15 protein-coding genes are annotated in these 16,702 nt (G+C 51.6%); 11 read left to right on the forward strand and 4 right to left on the reverse strand.

Annotated elements, in window-relative coordinates; genetic code table 11:
* Positions 1-33 precede the first annotated feature (33 nt).
* A complete protein-coding gene (locus tag CEK71_RS02195) occupies positions 34-1,143 on the forward strand; it encodes an efflux RND transporter periplasmic adaptor subunit (RefSeq protein ID WP_088617852.1) in 1,110 nt (369 codons plus the stop codon).
* The gene (locus CEK71_RS02200; RefSeq protein ID WP_088617853.1) at positions 1,140-4,235 is read left to right on the forward strand and encodes an efflux RND transporter permease subunit; all 3,096 of its coding nucleotides are present in this window, start codon (positions 1,140-1,142) and stop codon (positions 4,233-4,235) included. The genes CEK71_RS02195 and CEK71_RS02200 overlap by 4 nt, the downstream gene beginning before the upstream one ends.
* 188 nt (positions 4,236-4,423) lie before the next feature.
* Here the strand turns inward: CEK71_RS02200 and CEK71_RS02205 are convergent, their stop codons facing one another.
* A complete protein-coding gene (locus tag CEK71_RS02205) occupies positions 4,424-5,092 on the reverse strand; it encodes a Bax inhibitor-1/YccA family protein (protein ID WP_088617854.1) in 669 nt (222 codons plus the stop codon).
* A 194-nt stretch (positions 5,093-5,286) separates the two neighbouring features.
* Positions 5,287-5,835 carry a DUF1415 domain-containing protein gene (locus CEK71_RS02210; RefSeq protein ID WP_088617855.1) on the reverse strand — a complete coding sequence of 183 codons (549 nt, stop codon included), beginning with the start codon at positions 5,833-5,835 and terminating at the stop codon, positions 5,287-5,289.
* Between the two features lie 116 nt (positions 5,836-5,951).
* Here CEK71_RS02210 and CEK71_RS02215 point away from each other — a divergent pair, with 116 nt between their 5' ends.
* On the forward strand, positions 5,952-6,677 hold the full coding sequence (locus CEK71_RS02215) for a helix-turn-helix domain-containing protein (protein ID WP_088617856.1): 726 nt from the start codon (positions 5,952-5,954) through the stop codon (positions 6,675-6,677).
* 262 nt (positions 6,678-6,939) lie between these two features.
* On the opposite strand, the gene CEK71_RS02220 is transcribed toward CEK71_RS02215, so the two are convergent.
* Together CEK71_RS02220 and CEK71_RS02225 are read right to left on the reverse strand one after the other, a co-directional pair.
* Positions 6,940-7,746 carry an alpha/beta fold hydrolase gene (locus tag CEK71_RS02220; RefSeq protein WP_088617857.1) on the reverse strand — a complete coding sequence of 269 codons (807 nt, stop codon included), beginning with the start codon at positions 7,744-7,746 and terminating at the stop codon, positions 6,940-6,942.
* Positions 7,747-8,469, reverse strand: coding sequence for a DUF445 domain-containing protein (locus CEK71_RS02225; protein ID WP_088617858.1), 723 nt, complete (start codon positions 8,467-8,469; stop codon positions 7,747-7,749).
* 292 nt (positions 8,470-8,761) lie between these two features.
* Here CEK71_RS02225 and CEK71_RS02230 point away from each other — a divergent pair, with 292 nt between their 5' ends.
* The 8 genes from CEK71_RS02230 to CEK71_RS02265 all read left to right on the forward strand — a co-directional run bounded on the left by CEK71_RS02230 (position 8,762) and on the right by CEK71_RS02265 (position 16,648).
* The gene (locus CEK71_RS02230; RefSeq protein ID WP_088617859.1) at positions 8,762-9,733 is read left to right on the forward strand and encodes an Lcl C-terminal domain-containing protein; all 972 of its coding nucleotides are present in this window, start codon (positions 8,762-8,764) and stop codon (positions 9,731-9,733) included.
* A 46-nt stretch (positions 9,734-9,779) separates the two neighbouring features.
* Positions 9,780-10,790: a 4-hydroxythreonine-4-phosphate dehydrogenase PdxA gene (gene pdxA / locus CEK71_RS02235; protein WP_088617860.1), complete on the forward strand. Its 1,011-nt coding sequence runs from the start codon at positions 9,780-9,782 to the stop codon at positions 10,788-10,790.
* Complete coding sequence (rsmA, locus tag CEK71_RS02240) at positions 10,787-11,560, forward strand: 16S rRNA (adenine(1518)-N(6)/adenine(1519)-N(6))-dimethyltransferase RsmA (RefSeq protein ID WP_088617861.1); 774 nt, start codon at positions 10,787-10,789, stop codon at positions 11,558-11,560. The genes pdxA and rsmA overlap by 4 nt, the downstream gene beginning before the upstream one ends.
* A 592-nt stretch (positions 11,561-12,152) precedes the next feature.
* Positions 12,153-12,431: a hypothetical protein gene (locus CEK71_RS02245; protein WP_088617862.1), complete on the forward strand. Its 279-nt coding sequence runs from the start codon at positions 12,153-12,155 to the stop codon at positions 12,429-12,431.
* A 214-nt stretch (positions 12,432-12,645) separates the two neighbouring features.
* Positions 12,646-13,899, forward strand: a complete 1,254-nt coding sequence (locus CEK71_RS02250; RefSeq protein ID WP_088617863.1) for an NAD(P)/FAD-dependent oxidoreductase — start codon at positions 12,646-12,648, stop codon at positions 13,897-13,899.
* Positions 13,900-14,273: 374 nt separating this feature from the next.
* Positions 14,274-14,765, forward strand: a complete 492-nt coding sequence (locus CEK71_RS02255; RefSeq protein ID WP_088617864.1) for a DUF1269 domain-containing family protein — start codon at positions 14,274-14,276, stop codon at positions 14,763-14,765.
* Between the two features lie 347 nt (positions 14,766-15,112).
* Positions 15,113-15,994: a sulfotransferase gene (locus CEK71_RS02260; protein WP_157678927.1), complete on the forward strand. Its 882-nt coding sequence runs from the start codon at positions 15,113-15,115 to the stop codon at positions 15,992-15,994.
* A gap of 282 nt (positions 15,995-16,276) precedes the next feature.
* Complete coding sequence (locus tag CEK71_RS02265) at positions 16,277-16,648, forward strand: hypothetical protein (protein ID WP_088617866.1); 372 nt, start codon at positions 16,277-16,279, stop codon at positions 16,646-16,648.
* Positions 16,649-16,702: the final 54 nt, after the last annotated feature.

Consider the following 16,702-nt stretch of genomic DNA (forward strand, 5'->3'; position numbering starts at 1 on the left):
CGCCTGTGCGGCAACTGTAACTGGAGCAAGAGCATGAAAACAGCCAATGTGTTGGCGATAGTGACGGGTATTTGTTTGGCCTTAAGTGTGGGCGAGAGTATCGGGCAAAGCGATGCGCCTGCCGAAGGTAACGCGGCGGTGCGCCCAGCCTTGAGCGTTACCGTTAGCCGACCTAGCCAACGGGATATTCCGTTGACTTTAACGGCCAACGGTTCGGTTTCGGCGTGGCAGGAGGCCATTATCGGTGCGCAAATCAGCGATTTACGTTTAGATGAGGTGCGGGTGCAAGTGGGCGAAACGGTGCGTAAAGGCCAAATTTTGGCGGTATTTGCCGATGATCGGGTGTTGGCGGATGTCGCCCAAACCCAAGCGGCCTTGGCGGAGGCGGAGGCGAATCTTGCCGATGCCCGCGCTAATGCGCAACGGGCGCGGCAAGTGTCCGGTTCGGGGGTGTTGAGCGGCCAACAAGTCGCCCAGTATGAAACCAGTGAAAAAACCGCCGCTGCGAAAGTGCAGTCGGCTAAAGCCCAGTTGGATAGCCAGTTGCTGCGGAAAAAGCATACCCGTGTGGTCGCCAGTGATGACGGCGTTATTTCTTCGCGGTCGGCGACCTTAGGGGCGGTGGCGACGCCGGGTCAGGAGTTGTTCCGCTTGATCCGGCAAAACCGTTTGGAATGGCGGGCGGAAGTGACGGCGGCGGAAATGGCGCGGCTTAAGCCGGGGGTGGCGGTTACAGTGATTATCCCCAACGTGGCAAAAGTGGCGGGTAAGGTACGGGTGCTCGCCCCGACCATAGATACCCAAAGCCGTAATGGCTTGGTCTATGTCGATCTGCCTGCTACGGCCAGCAGCCAAGGGCTACGCGCCGGGATGTTCGCCCAAGGGGAATTTGTCTTGGGCAGTAGCTCTGCTTTGACTGTGCCGCAAGACGTTTTGTCTTTACGCGAAGGCTTTAGTTATGTGTTCCGTCTGAATGCAGGGCAGCACGATCAAGCGACGGTCAGCCAAGTCAAAGTGCAATTAGGGCGGCGTTGGGCTGAGTATTATGAAATTTTATCGGGCATTAGCCCTGATGACCGTTTGGTGGCCAGCGGGGCGGCGTTTTTGGCGGATGGCGATACCGTGCGGGTGGTGGGCAAATGAATATTTCAACCTGGTGTATCCGTAATCCCATTCCGGCCTTGATGCTGTTTTTACTGCTGAGCATCGGCGGTTTGCTATGTTTTAAGGCCATGAAAATCCAAAACTTCCCGGATTTGGATTTGCCGACTGTCGTGGTGTCGTGCAGTTTGCCCGGCGCGTCACCGGGGCAGTTGGAAACGGATGTGGCGCGGAAAATTGAAAATTCGTTGGCGACACTGCAAGGTTTAAAGCGTCTGACCACCACAATTAAGGACGGTAGCGTTACGATCACCGCCGAATTCCGGCTAGAAAAACCCGTACAGGAAGCGGTCGATGATGTGCGCTCGGCAGTCAGTAAAGTGCGGTCGGATATGCCCGCCGATTTGCGGGATCCAATTGTCAATAAATTGGATTTGGCATCATCGCCGATTTTGGCATTTACGGTGGCTTCGGCGCAGCGGGATGAAGAGGCTTTGTCATGGTTTGTCGATGACACCATTACTAAGCGGCTGTTGTCGGTGCGCGGGGTAGGGAATGTACAGCGGGTTGGCGGGGTGACGAGGGAGGTGGCGATTGCCTTGGATCCGATTAAGTTGCAGTCTTTAGGCGCGACGGCAACAGGTATTTCCCAACAACTGCGGCAGATTCAACGCGAGAGCTCCGGTGGGCGCACCGATTTGGGCAACGGCGAACAGCCGGTGCGTACTTTGGCGAATGTCACGTCGGTAGCACAACTGCGGACGCTAGAGATTTCCTTGCCGGATGGGCGGCGGGTGCGTTTGGATCAGATTGCCGAGATTAACGATACGGTTGCCGAACCCCGCGCATTGGCGTTTTTTAACGGTAAACGTGTGGTCGGGTTTGAGGTGACGCGGAGCCGGGGGGCGAGTGAGGTGGAAGTCGGGGCTGGGGTGCAAAAAACCTTGGCACAATTGCGCCTGAGCAATCCTGATGTGGAGTTGAACGAGGCATTTAACTTTGTCGTGCCGGTGCAGGAAGAATTCGACGGTTCGATGGCTTTGCTGTACGAAGGTGCGGTTCTGGCGATTTTGGTGGTCTGGTTGTTCCTGCGCGATTGGCGGGCCACTTTTATTTCGGCGGTCGCCTTGCCCTTGTCGGCGATTCCGGCCTTTATCGGCATGGATTATTTCGGCTTTTCTTTGAATGTCGTCACCTTATTGGCCTTGTCGCTGGTCATCGGTATTTTGGTCGATGATGCGATTGTTGAGGTCGAAAACATTGTCCGCCATTTGCGCATGGGCAAAAGCCCGTATCAGGCGGCGATGGAAGCGGCGGAAGAAATCGGTTTGGCGGTGGTGGCAACGACGCTGGCCTTAGTGGCGGTGTTTTTGCCGACCGCTTTTATGAGCGGTATCGCCGGACGGTTTTTTAAGCAATTTGGCTGGACGGCGGCGTTGGCCATTTTGGCCTCGTTGGTGGTGGCACGGATGCTAACCCCGATGATGTCGGCATATTTGTTAAAGGATACAGGCCATAAAGCCCAAGCTGACGGGCTTATTATGCGCCATTATTTAAGTTTGGCGGCGTGGTGCTTGCGGCACCGGTTATTGACGATGGCAGGGGCGGTGGCGTTTTTTATCGGCTCGCTCATGTTAATCCCGTTATTGCCGACTGGCTTTGTCCCAGCGGATGATAATCCGCAAAGTCAGGTGTTTGTCGAATTGCCGCCCGGAGCGACGTTGGCGCAAACTAGCGCGACAGCGGAAACAGCGCGGCAGTTAGTCGCTGCCATACCTTATGTGCATGCCATTTATACCACGATTGGCGCAGGTACGGCAGGGGCTGACCCGATGGCGATCCAGGGTGGCGGTGAGGTGCGTAAGGCGACCCTGACCGTTTTACTGGCGAACCGCCAAGATAGGCCCGTGCGCAAACAGGTTATTGAAAAAGATATTCGTACCGCTTTACAAGCGTTGCCTGGAGTGCGCACGAAAGTAGGCTTGGGTGCGTCTGGGGAAAAATATGTGTTGGTGTTGAGCGGGGAAGACCCGCAGACGCTGTTGACCGCCGCCCGCGCGGTCGGGAAAGATTTACGCACGATACATGGCTTGGGCAATATTGCGTCCAGTGCGTCGTTGGTCAGGCCGGAAATTGCCGTGCGGCCAAACTTTGCCCGTGCCGCTGATTTGGGGGTCACGTCCGCCGCTATTGCCGAGACGCTGCGTATCGCCACTATCGGCGATTACGATACCTCATTGCCCAAGTTTAATCTGGCGCAACGGCAAGTGCCGATTATGGTCAAGCTGACGGAAGACGGGCGGCGTGACCTTGCCATATTGGAGCGTCTGGCCGTACCGTCAGGTAAAGCGAATAGTGGCCCGGTGATGATTGGGCAGGTCGCCGATTTGACCCTGTCTAGCGGCCCTGCGGTGATTGACCGTTATGATCGGGCGCGCAATATTAATTTTGAAATTGAATTGGCCGATTTGCCCTTAGGCGATGTCGCCGCCGCTGTGGAACAATTGCCCAGTATCCGTAACTTACCTGCGGGGGTGAAGCAAGTGAATGTCGGCGACGCGGAAATGATGATAGAACTGTTTACCAGTTTTGGCACGGCGATGCTGATTGGCGTGTTGTGTATTTTTATTGTGCTGGTGCTGTTGTTTAAGGATTTTTTACAACCGATTACCATTTTGGTGGCGTTGCCGCTGTCGTTCGGCGGCGGCTTTGTCGCCTTGTTGCTGGCGGATAAAAGTTTTTCCATGCCGTCTTTAATCGGCTTGGTGATGCTGATGGGCATCGCTACGAAAAACTCCATCTTATTGGTCGAATACGCCATTGTCGCCAGACGCGACCACGGCATGAGCCGCCATGAAGCCTTGTTGGATGCCTGCCATAAACGCGCCCGCCCGATTATTATGACCACGATTGCGATGGGCGCGGGAATGTTGCCCATTGCTATGGGTTGGGGAGATTCCGATTCGTCTTTCCGCAGCCCGATGGCGGTGGCGGTGCTGGGCGGCTTGGTGACCTCTACCTTGCTAAGTTTATTGGTGATCCCGGTGGCGTTTACTTATATGGATGATGTGAAGGAGTGGGTTTTGCGGTGGTCGGGGCGGGGTACGGCCATTAAGTTGAAAAATATGGCTTGATCATCCGTTTGTTGTTAGGAAATAAGCGGAGGCTTTTTGTGTAGGGCGAGGTTGGTGGTGATAGTGCGTACCCCAATAAAATTCGGGCGCATGGTCTGGAAGGTAAAAAGGACACGCGGCTATAGCCGGGTGTCCTTTGGGGGGGTACTAGAGGTTTAGGGTGTAATCACCCTAGTCTTTTGGGCCTATCAGTCGTCGCCGCCGAATACGCCTAAGATTTGCAGCAAGCTCAGGAACAGGTTATAGATGGACACATATAAGTTGACGGTCGCCATAATGTAGTTGGTTTCGCCGCCGTTGACCATCAGGCTGGTTTGGAACAGGATCATGCCGGACATCAGCAGGATAAACATCGCCGATACCGCCAAGGACAGGGCGGGGATGGAGAACACCACCGCGCCGATACCCGCCAGAAAGGCCACCAAGATGCCGACCATCAAAAAGCCGCCCAAGAAACTGAAATCTTTGCGGGTGGTCAAGGCGTAGCCGGACAGGCCTAAGAAAATCGTGCCAGTGCCGCCTAAGGCCATCATAATCAGCTCATGGCCGTTAGTGAAAGCTTTGATGTACATAGTCAGGATAGGGCCTAAGGTCAAGCCCATAAAACCTGTCAGGGCAAACACCAGGACAATGCCGACCGCGCTGTTGCGGAATTTGGTGATCGCGAACAGCAGGCCATAGAAACCGACTAAAGTCAGGATCATACCAGGGTGGGGCAGGTTCAGATACATGGACGCACCGGCGGTCATGGCGCTGAACAATAAGGTCATGGACAATAACAAGTAAGTGTTACGCAGCAACTTATTGGTTGCCAGTACGCCCGCTTCGGGGCGTGATAAAACGGTATCGGCTTTCATAAAGGATCCTTAAAGAGTGGTTAACGTTACAGTGACCTGTAAATGCGGGTAGAGTTTCGTTAGGGGTTAAGATTGTGCGCGTTGGCTGATGGTTGTTTGCCAGTGTGGCTAGGCCAGCGGCAAGCGCGGCACGGGTTAAACCCGCAGGTCTGAAACATCATAAAACGCTTTCGGGTCTGATGCAAACCCTATTACTAGGGTTTCTGGCGATAACAGGCCGCCAGCAAGGCCTGCATCTGGTTTAGGCCAAGTTGGCGGGTATGCCGGATATTGCGTTCGGGTATGCCGTCCGGGTCAGGATGGCTGCTGACCGCCTGTTCGATATCGCTTTCCCGCAGCAGATGCAGCATGGGGTAGGGTGAGCGGTTGGTGTAATTGGCGGCATCGTCGGCGGCGGCTTGGGCAAAACAATAATCGGGGTGGAAACTGGCGAGTTGGTAAACGCCTTCATAGCCTTGGGAGGCTAATAAGGCTTCGGCCAAGGCCAAAAAATCCAAGTAAGCATAAAAATCGCTAAAGCCGTGGCTGTAAATGATTAGGGTGGTGGCGATATTGCTGTCATTATCTAGCCGGACGCATTCGCCGATCAGTTGGTGCAGGCAGGTTTCGGGGTCGGTGTCGGCTTCGGTGCAAAAATGGATGCTGCCGCGCTCTAATTCGCGTTTGGCGAACGGGCACAGAGTATGGCCGATAATGACGGATTCCAGCCATAAGCGGGTGGCTATGATAGGGGGGTTGGGCATAATAGGAAGTAAATGGGCAAAACAGCTATTTTAGTCTGAACCGTTGGCGCTATAACAGTTACTTTTTTAACGCTATCTTCTGCTACACTGTCCATTTTGCAAAAGGATTGATGACAATGGCATTTGCCTCCGCGTCCGCTTGCCCGCATTGCCGGCTCGCCGAATTATGTTTGCCCTACGGGTTGCACCATGAGGCGGTCGCCCAGCTTGCCACGGCGGTTAAAAGCCAACGGCTCTTACAGGCGGATGAGTATGTGTATCGTCAAGGGGGGGATGGCCTCTATTGGTATGCGGTAAAATCTGGCTCATTCCGCAGTTTTATGGCGGATTCGGATGGCTTTGAGCAGACAGTGGGCTTTTATTTGCCGGGTGAGATCATGGGCTTGGACGCTTTGCAGCATGGCCGTTTCAGTTGTTCGGTGGTGGCTTTGGAGACGGCGGCGGTGTGCGAGGTGCCGGTAGCGCGGCTACAAGAGCTGTGCACCGAAATTCCCGGCCTGCAAATGCAGATGATGCGGATTTTAGGCAAAGAAATCGCCTCCGACCATGAGCAGATCGTTTTGCTGGGGCACCGTAGCGCGAAGGAACGGGTGGCGACCTTTTTGTTGATGCTGTCAAGGCGCTATGGGGCATTGGGTTTTTCCGGCACCGCGTTTAATTTAAGTATGCGGCGGCAGGACATCGCCAATTTTTTAGGCCTGACGATTGAAACGGTGAGCCGCCAGCTTGCCGACCTGAACCGGCAGGGGATCATCCGTATCAGGCAGCGCAATGTCGAGATTAGTGACTTGGCGCTGTTGACCCTGATTGTCGAGTCCTGCGCTTTGTGGCGCTCAGCATAAGAAAGGCCACGCTGTGCCTTTCTATGTTAGGCAGATAATGCGGTTGTTATTGCGCAGAAGACGCGGCAGTGGCGCTGGCTGGTTTGCTTGGGCCTTTACCTGAATCGCAAGCGGTTAAAGTGGCGACAGCGATAACTAACAAAATGATTGAGCTGATTGATTTCATAATTTCTTTTCGCAAGTGATATTAAAGGATGTAGTGGCCCCGTGCTTAGGGTGGGGCTATTGTGCCACGCCCTTTTTCGGATGGTTTTGATATAGATCAAATGGGGCTTAAATACTGTTTCGGCGCTTGCAAAAACCGCCCGACTTCCGCCAAAAACGCGGCCGGTTGCTCGACGTGTAACCAGTGTCCGGCATTGGCGATTTGGCTAAAATGGGCGCGGGGAAATAACGTTTGCGCTTGGGTTTGCCCTGCCGATAAATACGCGGAACGGGCCCCGGAAATAAACAGGGTCGGCCCGGTAAATGGTTGCAGGTGTAGGGCGGGCGGAAAGGCGACAATGTGGTGGGCGGTGCGGGCGAAAATATCCAAATCTATCCGCCATTGGTAGTGGTGATCTATCAGTACCAAGTTTTGCAGCAAAAATTGCCGGTAGCTTAATTCGGGTATGGCGGCGCAGAGATAAGCCTCCGCTTGCTTGCGGTTGTCCAGATCCGCTAAAGGCAGGGCTTTTAAGGCGGCAATGAGTGAGGCGAAGCTATGGCTATAGCTGACTGGGGCAATATCGGCGACAATCAGCTTATCGACGTACGTCGGGTAGTTGAGTGCGAACCACATGGCGGTCTTGCCGCCCATGCTGTGCCCTAGCAGATTGACAACCCCTAAGTCGTGGCAGTCGACAAAGCGGCGGACATCGGCGGCCATTGTCGGATAATCCATGGCCGGATGATGTGCCGACGCACCGTGGTTACGCATGTCCAGCACATAAACCTGTTGGTGCTTCGCCAATTTTCCGGCCAGTTGCCGCCAATTGCGTGAGGAGGCGAAAAAACCGTGCAAGATCAGCAGGGGCGGTTGTGAGCCAGGGGTACCGAAAACTTCAAAGGCAAGGTCAAGCGCCGCCATTTAGGCGAACCCGAACAATGCGCCCAACAGGCCACCGAATACCCCGCCCCAAACCACTAACCAGCCTAGATGTTCGCTGATGATGCTTTGCACCATTTCTTTGACCAATTGCGGGGTCAGTTCGCTCAGGCGCTTGTCGATGACGCTTTCGATTTTATTGACAATGTCGGCACTGATCTTGTGTGCATCCAAGCCTTGTTGCAGGGCGGTGTTGAATACTTCGGAATGCACCATTTCGGTCAGCGTGTCACGCATTTTTGCGCTGAACGGCTCTTTAAGCGGGGTTAAGGCTTCAGCACCGCCCATCATCAGCAACATGCCGCCGAATGAGGATTCCATGATTGATGACACTAGGCCGTCATAAATTTTGTCATAATTGACCGCATTGAGCAGTGGTTCTAGGTTGAGCAGCTTACCGCCTTGTTTTTCTTCATTTTCAATAAACTGGCCGATATTGCGTTCGGTAAAAAACTGCTCCATCATCAGGCGTTTGATAGATTGTTTAAATTCTTCAAAACGTTCGGGGATAACCCCTGAACCGTACAGGTAAGGGACTTTTTCAAACAGCATGTAAATGGCCAGCCAGTTGGTGATGGCACCCGACAAGGCAAAAAAACCAATGGATTTGACTAGTTCCTGTTGTACCGGGCAAACGTAGCCGACAACAATAATGAGTGCCGATAGCGCATTAGTCAGTAAGCTTTTGTTGAGATATTTTTTCATGACATTAAAATAATTTTTTAAATCAAAAGGTTGATTTTTTATGTGGCAATACCCCGGAGCAGGGGGGCGGTATTATAACCTGCTTAGTTTGGCTAATTCGATATTAAGCACGTTATATACCCAATATCTATAAAAAATCGCAAATAAATAGATAGATATCTTATAGGGATAGAATGTTAGAATGGTAACAATTAACATTAACCGATGTAAACTCCTCTCCGATTATGATCGCCCAGTGGTATCCAGCAAGTATTAGGCTCATCGTTAAGATTACTCTTCAAGAGATAAAGCTATGGTTGAATCGAATAGAGTGATGGCGGATATTCTGGATTATTTCAGTGCGGAAATTGCTAGCCAGACATTTCGTGTCAAAATCAGTTCCCTAACCCGTGAGTTGGGGTTATTTTCGGGTTTTTCGGGGTTGGAACCGCCGAAAATTAACGCTTATTTGCTCCGGTTAAATGCCGACTTGGCGCAAACGGCGACCCGTCAGGAACAGCAGCGCTTATCGGCACTGAGCAGCGCCTTTAGCCAGTTAAAAGATTCGGCGCGTACCCATGCCAAACGTGATTTGGTATCGGGCGCCTTATCCGGTTTTTATAGCCTGTCCAGCATCTCTGCACAAGGCAACACCGGCTCTTTTAGCCATAAGGAATTGCGGTCTTTAGCGTTTCTGGGTCTGGCGGCGGCTTACCATGAATTAGACGATGCCGACGAACTGGTGGCCGAGAAATTGGCCTTAGCCATTTATGAACACCCCCCAACTGCCGCGCAATTTGTCGATAGAAGCTATGCTAAGCCGTTTGGGCATATTTTCGCTACGGCAGGTGAAGACAGCCAGTTTATTCTCAACGGCGGCATTGCTAAAGATGTCCATAACGGGCTGATGTGGTTGCGCTTTGCCTTGGGGCAAGAGTGGTATCATGAGCAAGTTCAGGGGCGCTTGGAGCGCTTTGAGTGGAAAGAGGCGTTTGCAGCGGCTCAGGCGTTTAACCGCCAAGGCGGTTATGAAGGTTACACCGATTGGCGGTTGCCCTTAGTCGAGGAGCTAAAGACGCTGATCGACTTCGAAGCGGGCGATACCCGCAAAGGCCTACATTTTATCAATAACCGGGTGTTCCCTGGCCATTATGACTTGATGTGGTCGGCCTCGGCCGGTTCTTATAATAACAATGTCGCGTGGATTGTCGATTTTACCAGCGGCAGCGCGTTTTATGGCAATATCAATTACGGTTATGGTGTCAGGCTAGTGCGTAAGGCCTAAACATTGCCGGGTGTCTTTTTTCCACTTTTATTATCCCCTCTTCTGCATGACCTCTTCACTTTTGCGTATTGCCCTGACTCCTGGCGAGCCTGCGGGTATCGGCCCTGACCTTTGTATCCAATTGGCGCAACAGGCGTTGCCTTGTGAGTTGGTGGTCATTGCCAGCCCTGAGTTGATGGTGCAACGTGCGGAGCAATTAGGCTTGCCTTTGCAACTGCATAATTTTGATAGCCAATTGGCGGCTCGGCCGCACCAGCCCGGCAGCCTGACCCTGTTACCCGTCGAATTGGCGGCGGCTGTGCAGGTGGGTCGCTTGAATGCCCTGAATAGCCGCTATGTCTTAAAAACCATTACTAAAGCCACGAGAGGCTGTTTGGACGGGCACTTTGCCGCAATGGTCACAGCGCCTGTCCATAAGGGCATAATTAATGATGCCGGCTTACCGTTTACTGGCCATACCGAGTTTATTGCCGAACTGACCGGAGGGCATCCGGTGATGTTGCTGGCCACCGAGGGTTTGCGGGTCGCTTTGGTGACTATCCATTTGCCGCTGGCCGAAGTCAGCGCGGCTTTAACCCATAGCCGATTAAGAACGGTCATCCGGGTTTTGGAACACGATTTGCGTGAGCGTTTCCATATCGCTAAACCGCGTATTTTGGTCTGTGGCCTGAATCCCCATGCGGGCGAGGGAGGGCATTTGGGCAGGGAGGAAATTGACGTTATCGAGCCGGTTTTGGAGAGCTTCCGTCACCAAGGTATTGATGTGGTCGGCCCTTTGCCTGCCGATACCTTATTCACCCCGAAATATCTCAGCCAGGCCGATGCTGTGTTGGCCATGTACCACGATCAAGGTTTGCCTGTGCTCAAGTATAAAGGCTTTGGGCAAGCCGTCAATATCACCCTCGGCTTGCCGATTATCCGTACTTCAGTTGATCACGGCACGGCTTTGGATTTGGCCGGGACTGGCCAAGCCGATGTCGGTAGCTTGTCCGTCGCCTTACAGACTGCTTTAATGATGGCTTCGCCGTCGCTTGCCGCTACTTCTTCGCCATTATGACCCATATCCCCCGCAAACGTTTCGGGCAGAATTTTCTGCATGACCATTCAATTATTAATGACATATTGTCCAGCACCGCCGCCCACCCCGATGAGCATTGGGTAGAGATAGGGCCGGGCATGGGGGCGTTGACCGACCCCCTGCTAAAGACGGGTGTCCGCTTGGATGTCGTAGAACTGGATAGGGATTTGGTCGCTTTTCTGACAGATAAATTCGGTGCCAGGCCACGTTTGACTATCCACAGCGGCGATGCCTTAGCGTTTGATTTTGCGCGGTTGGCGGAAGGCGACGGCAAACTACGGGTTATCGGTAATTTGCCTTATAACATTTCCACACCGTTGCTGTTCCATTTGCTGGAAAATACCGCCTGTATTGAAGATATGCATTTTATGTTGCAAAAAGAGGTGGTCGACCGTATGTGCGCACAGCCGGGCAGCAAGCAGTACGGTAGGTTAAGCGTTATGATGCAGTATTACTGCGAACCGGAGCTATTGTTTGTGGTGCCGCCGGAAAGTTTTGACCCTGCCCCCAAAGTCATGTCCGCCGTGGTCAGGCTGATACCGCACCCGCAACCGCCAGTGGCGGTGCGTGATGTCGCCAACCTGAGCCGTCTTGTTACGGCGGCCTTTTCGCAACGCCGTAAGACTTTGCGCAACGCGCTGGGCAAACTTTTAACTGCCGAGCAAATCCAGGCCGCTGGTGTCGACCCTAGTGCCCGCGCCGAAACGCTGGCCTTAAGTGATTTTGCCAGATTGAGCGACTTGTTGTAACAGATAGCCTGCTGCGACAATCCGCCGCGCGGCAATGTGCCACATTTTCATGCCGCACATTTGCGCGTAAGATTAGCCCAACTCTTGAGATGCGCTCCCCCCTAGGGGGTTTAGAGTTTTTATATCCTTCTCTTTAAGCGGCTTATCTAAGCCGCTTTTTTTTGTCCGCAGAATTCCCCCTTGCTGTTTATGTGACCGTTAGCTGCGACAATCCGCCGCGCGGCAATGTGCCACATTTTCATGCCGTGCATTTGCGCGTAAGATTAGCCCAACTCTTGAGATGCGCTCCCCCCTAGGGGGTTTTAGAGTTTTTAAATCCTTCTCTTTAAGCGGCTTACCTAAGCCGCTTTTTTTTTGCCTGCAATTTCCTATTTTTTTCTGGCATTCTTAGTGCTTTTCTTGGCGTCGGCAGAATTTTTGATGAAAATTTTTTTGAAATGTGAGATTGTTACTATCAACTGTCGGGCTGCCATGCTAGCATTCTAAACTGGGATGTTTATCCGGTGCGATAAAGGCTATCGGATACGTTTTTATTAAAAAATGACTCTGATAAGGGTCTATGAGCGTTGAAAACAATAGGAGAGTGTTGTCCATGTTAATAATTTGTGCTGATTGCGCGTGTTCGGACGGTGCGCTGCATGAGCCGTTTTGCACCCAAGAGATTTGTCCGTTTTGCGGCACACCATTAGTGTCGTGCGACTGTATGTCTAAAGTGCTGGCCCTTTCGCCAGAAGAGCAACATGCTGTCGATGCTTATATTGATGATGAAATGGAGCCGTTGAAGAGTATCAACGAGAGGTGGGCGGCGGCCTTGGATAAAAAAGGCCGTGTGCCGTTTATTGCTCAGGAACATAGGGCCGAAGCCTTATAAGTGCCTTAAAAATTGCTATAATTTCTTGACTTGCCCGTTATTTTAGTTCAATAGTAGGGCTGGGAAGAAAGGGCTTCGCGTTGCCTGCGGTTGAAAAAAATCGGGGCAGGTGGCTTTTCTGACTGCATTTGTTGGTGGCGATCTTAAATAGAATAGGGTGGCCGCCCAGCTTAAAATAATGACAAGAATAATTTTATTCAATTTTGGAGGAACTATGACCCAACAACATTCCACTGTCTTAATCATCGGCGGCGGCGCGGCGGGCGTTTCGGTAGCCAATAACCTGCGCCGCCAAAACGCCAGCATCGCCATCACGCTGGTCGAACCTTCCGAGACTCATTACTATCAGCCCGGTTTTACTATTGTCGGTGGCGGGGCTTATACCTTAAAGCAAACGATACGTAAGGAAGCCGACCTGCTGCATCCGTCGGTCAACTGGCTGAAAGACTATGCCGAGACCTTCCAACCCGAAGCCAATACCGTAACATTGCGTTCCGGCGCAGCAGTGACTTATGACTATCTGGTGGTTTGCCCTGGTTTGCAATTGGATTGGGGGAAAATCGAAGGCTTGCTTGATACGTTGGGTAAAAATCAGGTGTGCAGCAATTATTCGCCGGATACGGTGGAATATACTTGGGAATGTATCCAAAAATTGGAAGGGGGTACGGCTTTGTTTACCCAGCCGCCAATGCCGATCAAATGCGCGGGTGCTCCGCAAAAAATCATGTATTTGGCCGCTGACCGCTTCCGCAAAAAAGGCATCTTGGACAAATTCGCCATTGAATTTTGCAACGCCGGGCCTGCGCTGTTCGGTGTGCCATTTTTTGCCAAGGCCTTAAGTAAAGTGGTCGCCGATTATGGTATTACTACATCATTCAACCATAATCTGGTCGCTATTGACGGCCCTGCCAAAACCGCCATTTTTGAAGTCACCGACAGTAACGGCAATAAAGAACGGGTCAGCAAAGCCTTTGATATGATCCATGTCACGCCACCACAAAGTGCGCCGGATTTCATTAAGCAAAGCCCTTTAGCCAACGCGGCGGGCTGGGTGGATATTAATGATAAAACCCTACAGCATAACAAATACCCGACTGTTTTCGGCTTAGGTGATGCCGGTTCGACCTCGAACGCCAAAACCGCAGCGGCGGTACGCAAACAAGTGCCGGTGGTGGTGGATAATATTTTGGCGCTGATCAACGGCAAAACGGTTGCCGAAGGCTATGATGGTTACGGTTCCTGCCCGTTGACCACTTCACTGAGCACCGTCATGCTGGCGGAGTTTGCTTATGCGGGTAAGGTTACCCCATCGTTCCCTTGGTTAGACCCTAGGGCGAACCGTCGGATCTGGTGGTGGGGCAAAACCACCGGCTTTCCTTGGCTGTATTGGCATATTATGATTAAAGGTTACCGCATTGACATCCCGCATCTGGAAGCCTACGCCAAACGTTTTGTCAGCCAAGACTGACGAAGTGCTGTTGTCTCGGCTCAGGGTAGGGATTTGCCTGATAGAGGCCGTCAGTTTATAGGTGCATAGTGCCTAGCGCTTATCTGCCGTCCTAAGGGGCAATTAATAAAATACGTCCGTCACTAACAGGCCTTTCAGGTTGCCAAAACCTGAAAGGCCTGTCGTGTTTGCCCGATTGCTCATGGTTGCCTTTTATGGCGATGCACATAGGGGACGGTTTTTAATGCGGTTGGGGTGGCGATAAATCGGAACTGAAATAGATTAGGCGTATACTAAGGGGTGGTGGATATAGGGTAAGTCCGCCCAACCCCGCCGCTTGAACAGCCTAGCGGCCTATCAGGCGCGGTATTTTCCAAATGCTTTCGAGGTGAGACATGACGACAGAAGACACGGTAATTTCAGTATTTGACACCCATACCGAAGCGGAAGCGGCCATTAAAGGCCTGCATAAATTGGGTTTCGATATGGCCAAACTATCCATTGTCGGTAAGGGCTATCAAACGGAAGAGCATCCGGTCGGTTTTTATACTAAAGGCGACCGGGTGAAGACATGGGGCGGCATCGGTGCAGTATGGGGCGGCTTTTGGGGTCTGCTGTTCGCGCCAGCGGTATTTTTCATTCCTGGCGTAGGTTTGATCGCCCTCGCAGGGCCTGTTGTCACTACCTTAGTGGCAGCCTTGGAAAGCGCGGCGGTCATGGGGGGCTTATCAGCCTTAGGGGCGGCGTTAATCAGCATGGGCTTGCCGGAAGAAGACGTGATTAAGTATGAAAAAGACCTGATTGCCGATAAGTATCTGCTGATGTTGCACGGTACCGAAGAAGAAACCACCCAAGCCCGCGAAATGCTTAACGCCATTAAAGCGTAAAGCTCTTGTTTATATTAAAAAATACTATTAAAACAGTGATTTAATAAGAAAAATTACAGCGCAGTGAGTGTCTGTTAGCCAGACCTTTTAGGTTTTTTACTTCCTTGTTTCCGCAGGGTCATAAGAAAGCCGAAAGGTCTGGGCTTTATAAACACAGCCAGAACCTTGCAAAAATTTCCGCTACGGCGGTAATAGTCGCCAGTAGCCAGCTAATCTATGCGATAATGTGAGCCATTGCATCCAATTTTCCGTCGCCTTTTTTTGCCTGGCTCACCTGATTGGTGCTTGAGCTTACGCAATTGATGCGGGCAAAGGGAGGTTCTTTTTACGATCACCTGTCACTTATCATGATTCCTGATTTTCTGGTTATCGGTTCACAAAAAGCCGGTACGACCTGGTTAGACCGCAATTTACGAAACCATCCTAATATTTGGCTACCCCCTGAAAAAGAACTGCATTTCTTTGATTTTCCGCCGTTAGTCCCCTTTTTTTTTCTGCTGTTTGCCCCGATGCGCCCTATCCGCCATTGGGCGAAAAATCGGATGGTGCGGGATTTTGCTAAAGTGCGGGAAGGCCAACAAGCCTTAGGGTGGTATGTCAGCTACTATTTTTCTATCCGTACCCAGCACTGGTATCTTTCCTTATTTAAGCCAGCCAAAGGCCAGGTTGCTGGGGAAATTACGCCGCGCTATGCCATTTTAGGTGAGGCGAAAATCGCCAAAGTCCATGCCTTGGTGCCGGATGCGAAAATCATTTACCTGCTGCGTAACCCTATTGATAGGATATGGTCGGATTTGGCGATGTTCCACCGCCCTAAATTCGGTAGCCAAGGCTTGCATACGGCTGATCCCGAAGCCATTGAAAAATTTATCGGCAATGCTACGCATCAGGCCAGTTCGCGGTTTCTCAAAAATTTACATCGTTGGGAAAAATATTATCCGCCCGAGCAGATATTTATCGGCTTCCAAGAACAAATTCGTGACACGCCTGAGCAATTGCTAAAGGATGTGTGTTTATTTTTAGGCGTTGATGCATCTGATGAGCATATTTGTGCGATGGCTAAGCAGCGCATCAATTCCCATCAATATCCCGACATTCCCTCTGACATTGCTTACGCGTTAGCCAAATTGTTTATTAGTGATATTGAGCAATTGCATCGGCGTTTTAATAATCCGCATACGGCACAATGGTTAGCGTCGGCGCAACAGCAGTTGGCTAAAGGGGCATAAGCAGAAAATGCTGGCTGCCGATAACTGTATTTTTTAATGCTAAGATCAATGGCTTTGTACTGGAATTGCTTAATCAAAGGGTAAGCCCACTTGGCTGAGTCTGCTGGCTTTATGTTCTCTTAGCCTGTAAACAGTGGCTTGTACGGCTTTTTTTGCCTGTTTTTGGCACAGATAAGAAAAAACCGACTACAATTTAAAGATTGGTCTTGGCAGCGGTTTTGGCAATAGGCATACCTTGGCGATGACTTCTATATTCCTCCCCCCTGTTCAGGAGACCTATACATGATGACACTATTGCGTTTGGCTATTTTTTCTGGCTTGTGCCTAGGTGCTGTAAGCTCTACCGCTGGTACGTTGACTAAAGACGGTTGGGAACCCAGCGAGTGCGGGCCTAAGCCGATAGCCCCCGCGTTGAATTATGATTCTGTGCCGGGATTTAACGACAGCGTCGCCGCCATTAACACTTGGCAGCAAGAGGCGCTGGTTTATTATAGCTGTATGACCAAAGAAGCGAATGCCGATGTGAAGCGGATTCATGATAAGGTCGAGCAGCAGCAAAAAGATCATAAGGATTTGGTTGAATCCATTAATGCCGAAACCTTGGACGTTAAGCAACGGGTGGAAAATGCGCCTGTGGTGCAGCCTGGGCAGTAAAGGGCAAGCTCAGGGGCTCTCTGTTAGCCCGATAATAATGCGCTAAAGGGTGTC

Source organism: Methylovulum psychrotolerans (genome assembly GCF_002209385.1).
In the GTDB taxonomy this organism is placed as follows: Bacteria; Pseudomonadota; Gammaproteobacteria; order Methylococcales; family Methylomonadaceae; genus Methylovulum; species Methylovulum psychrotolerans.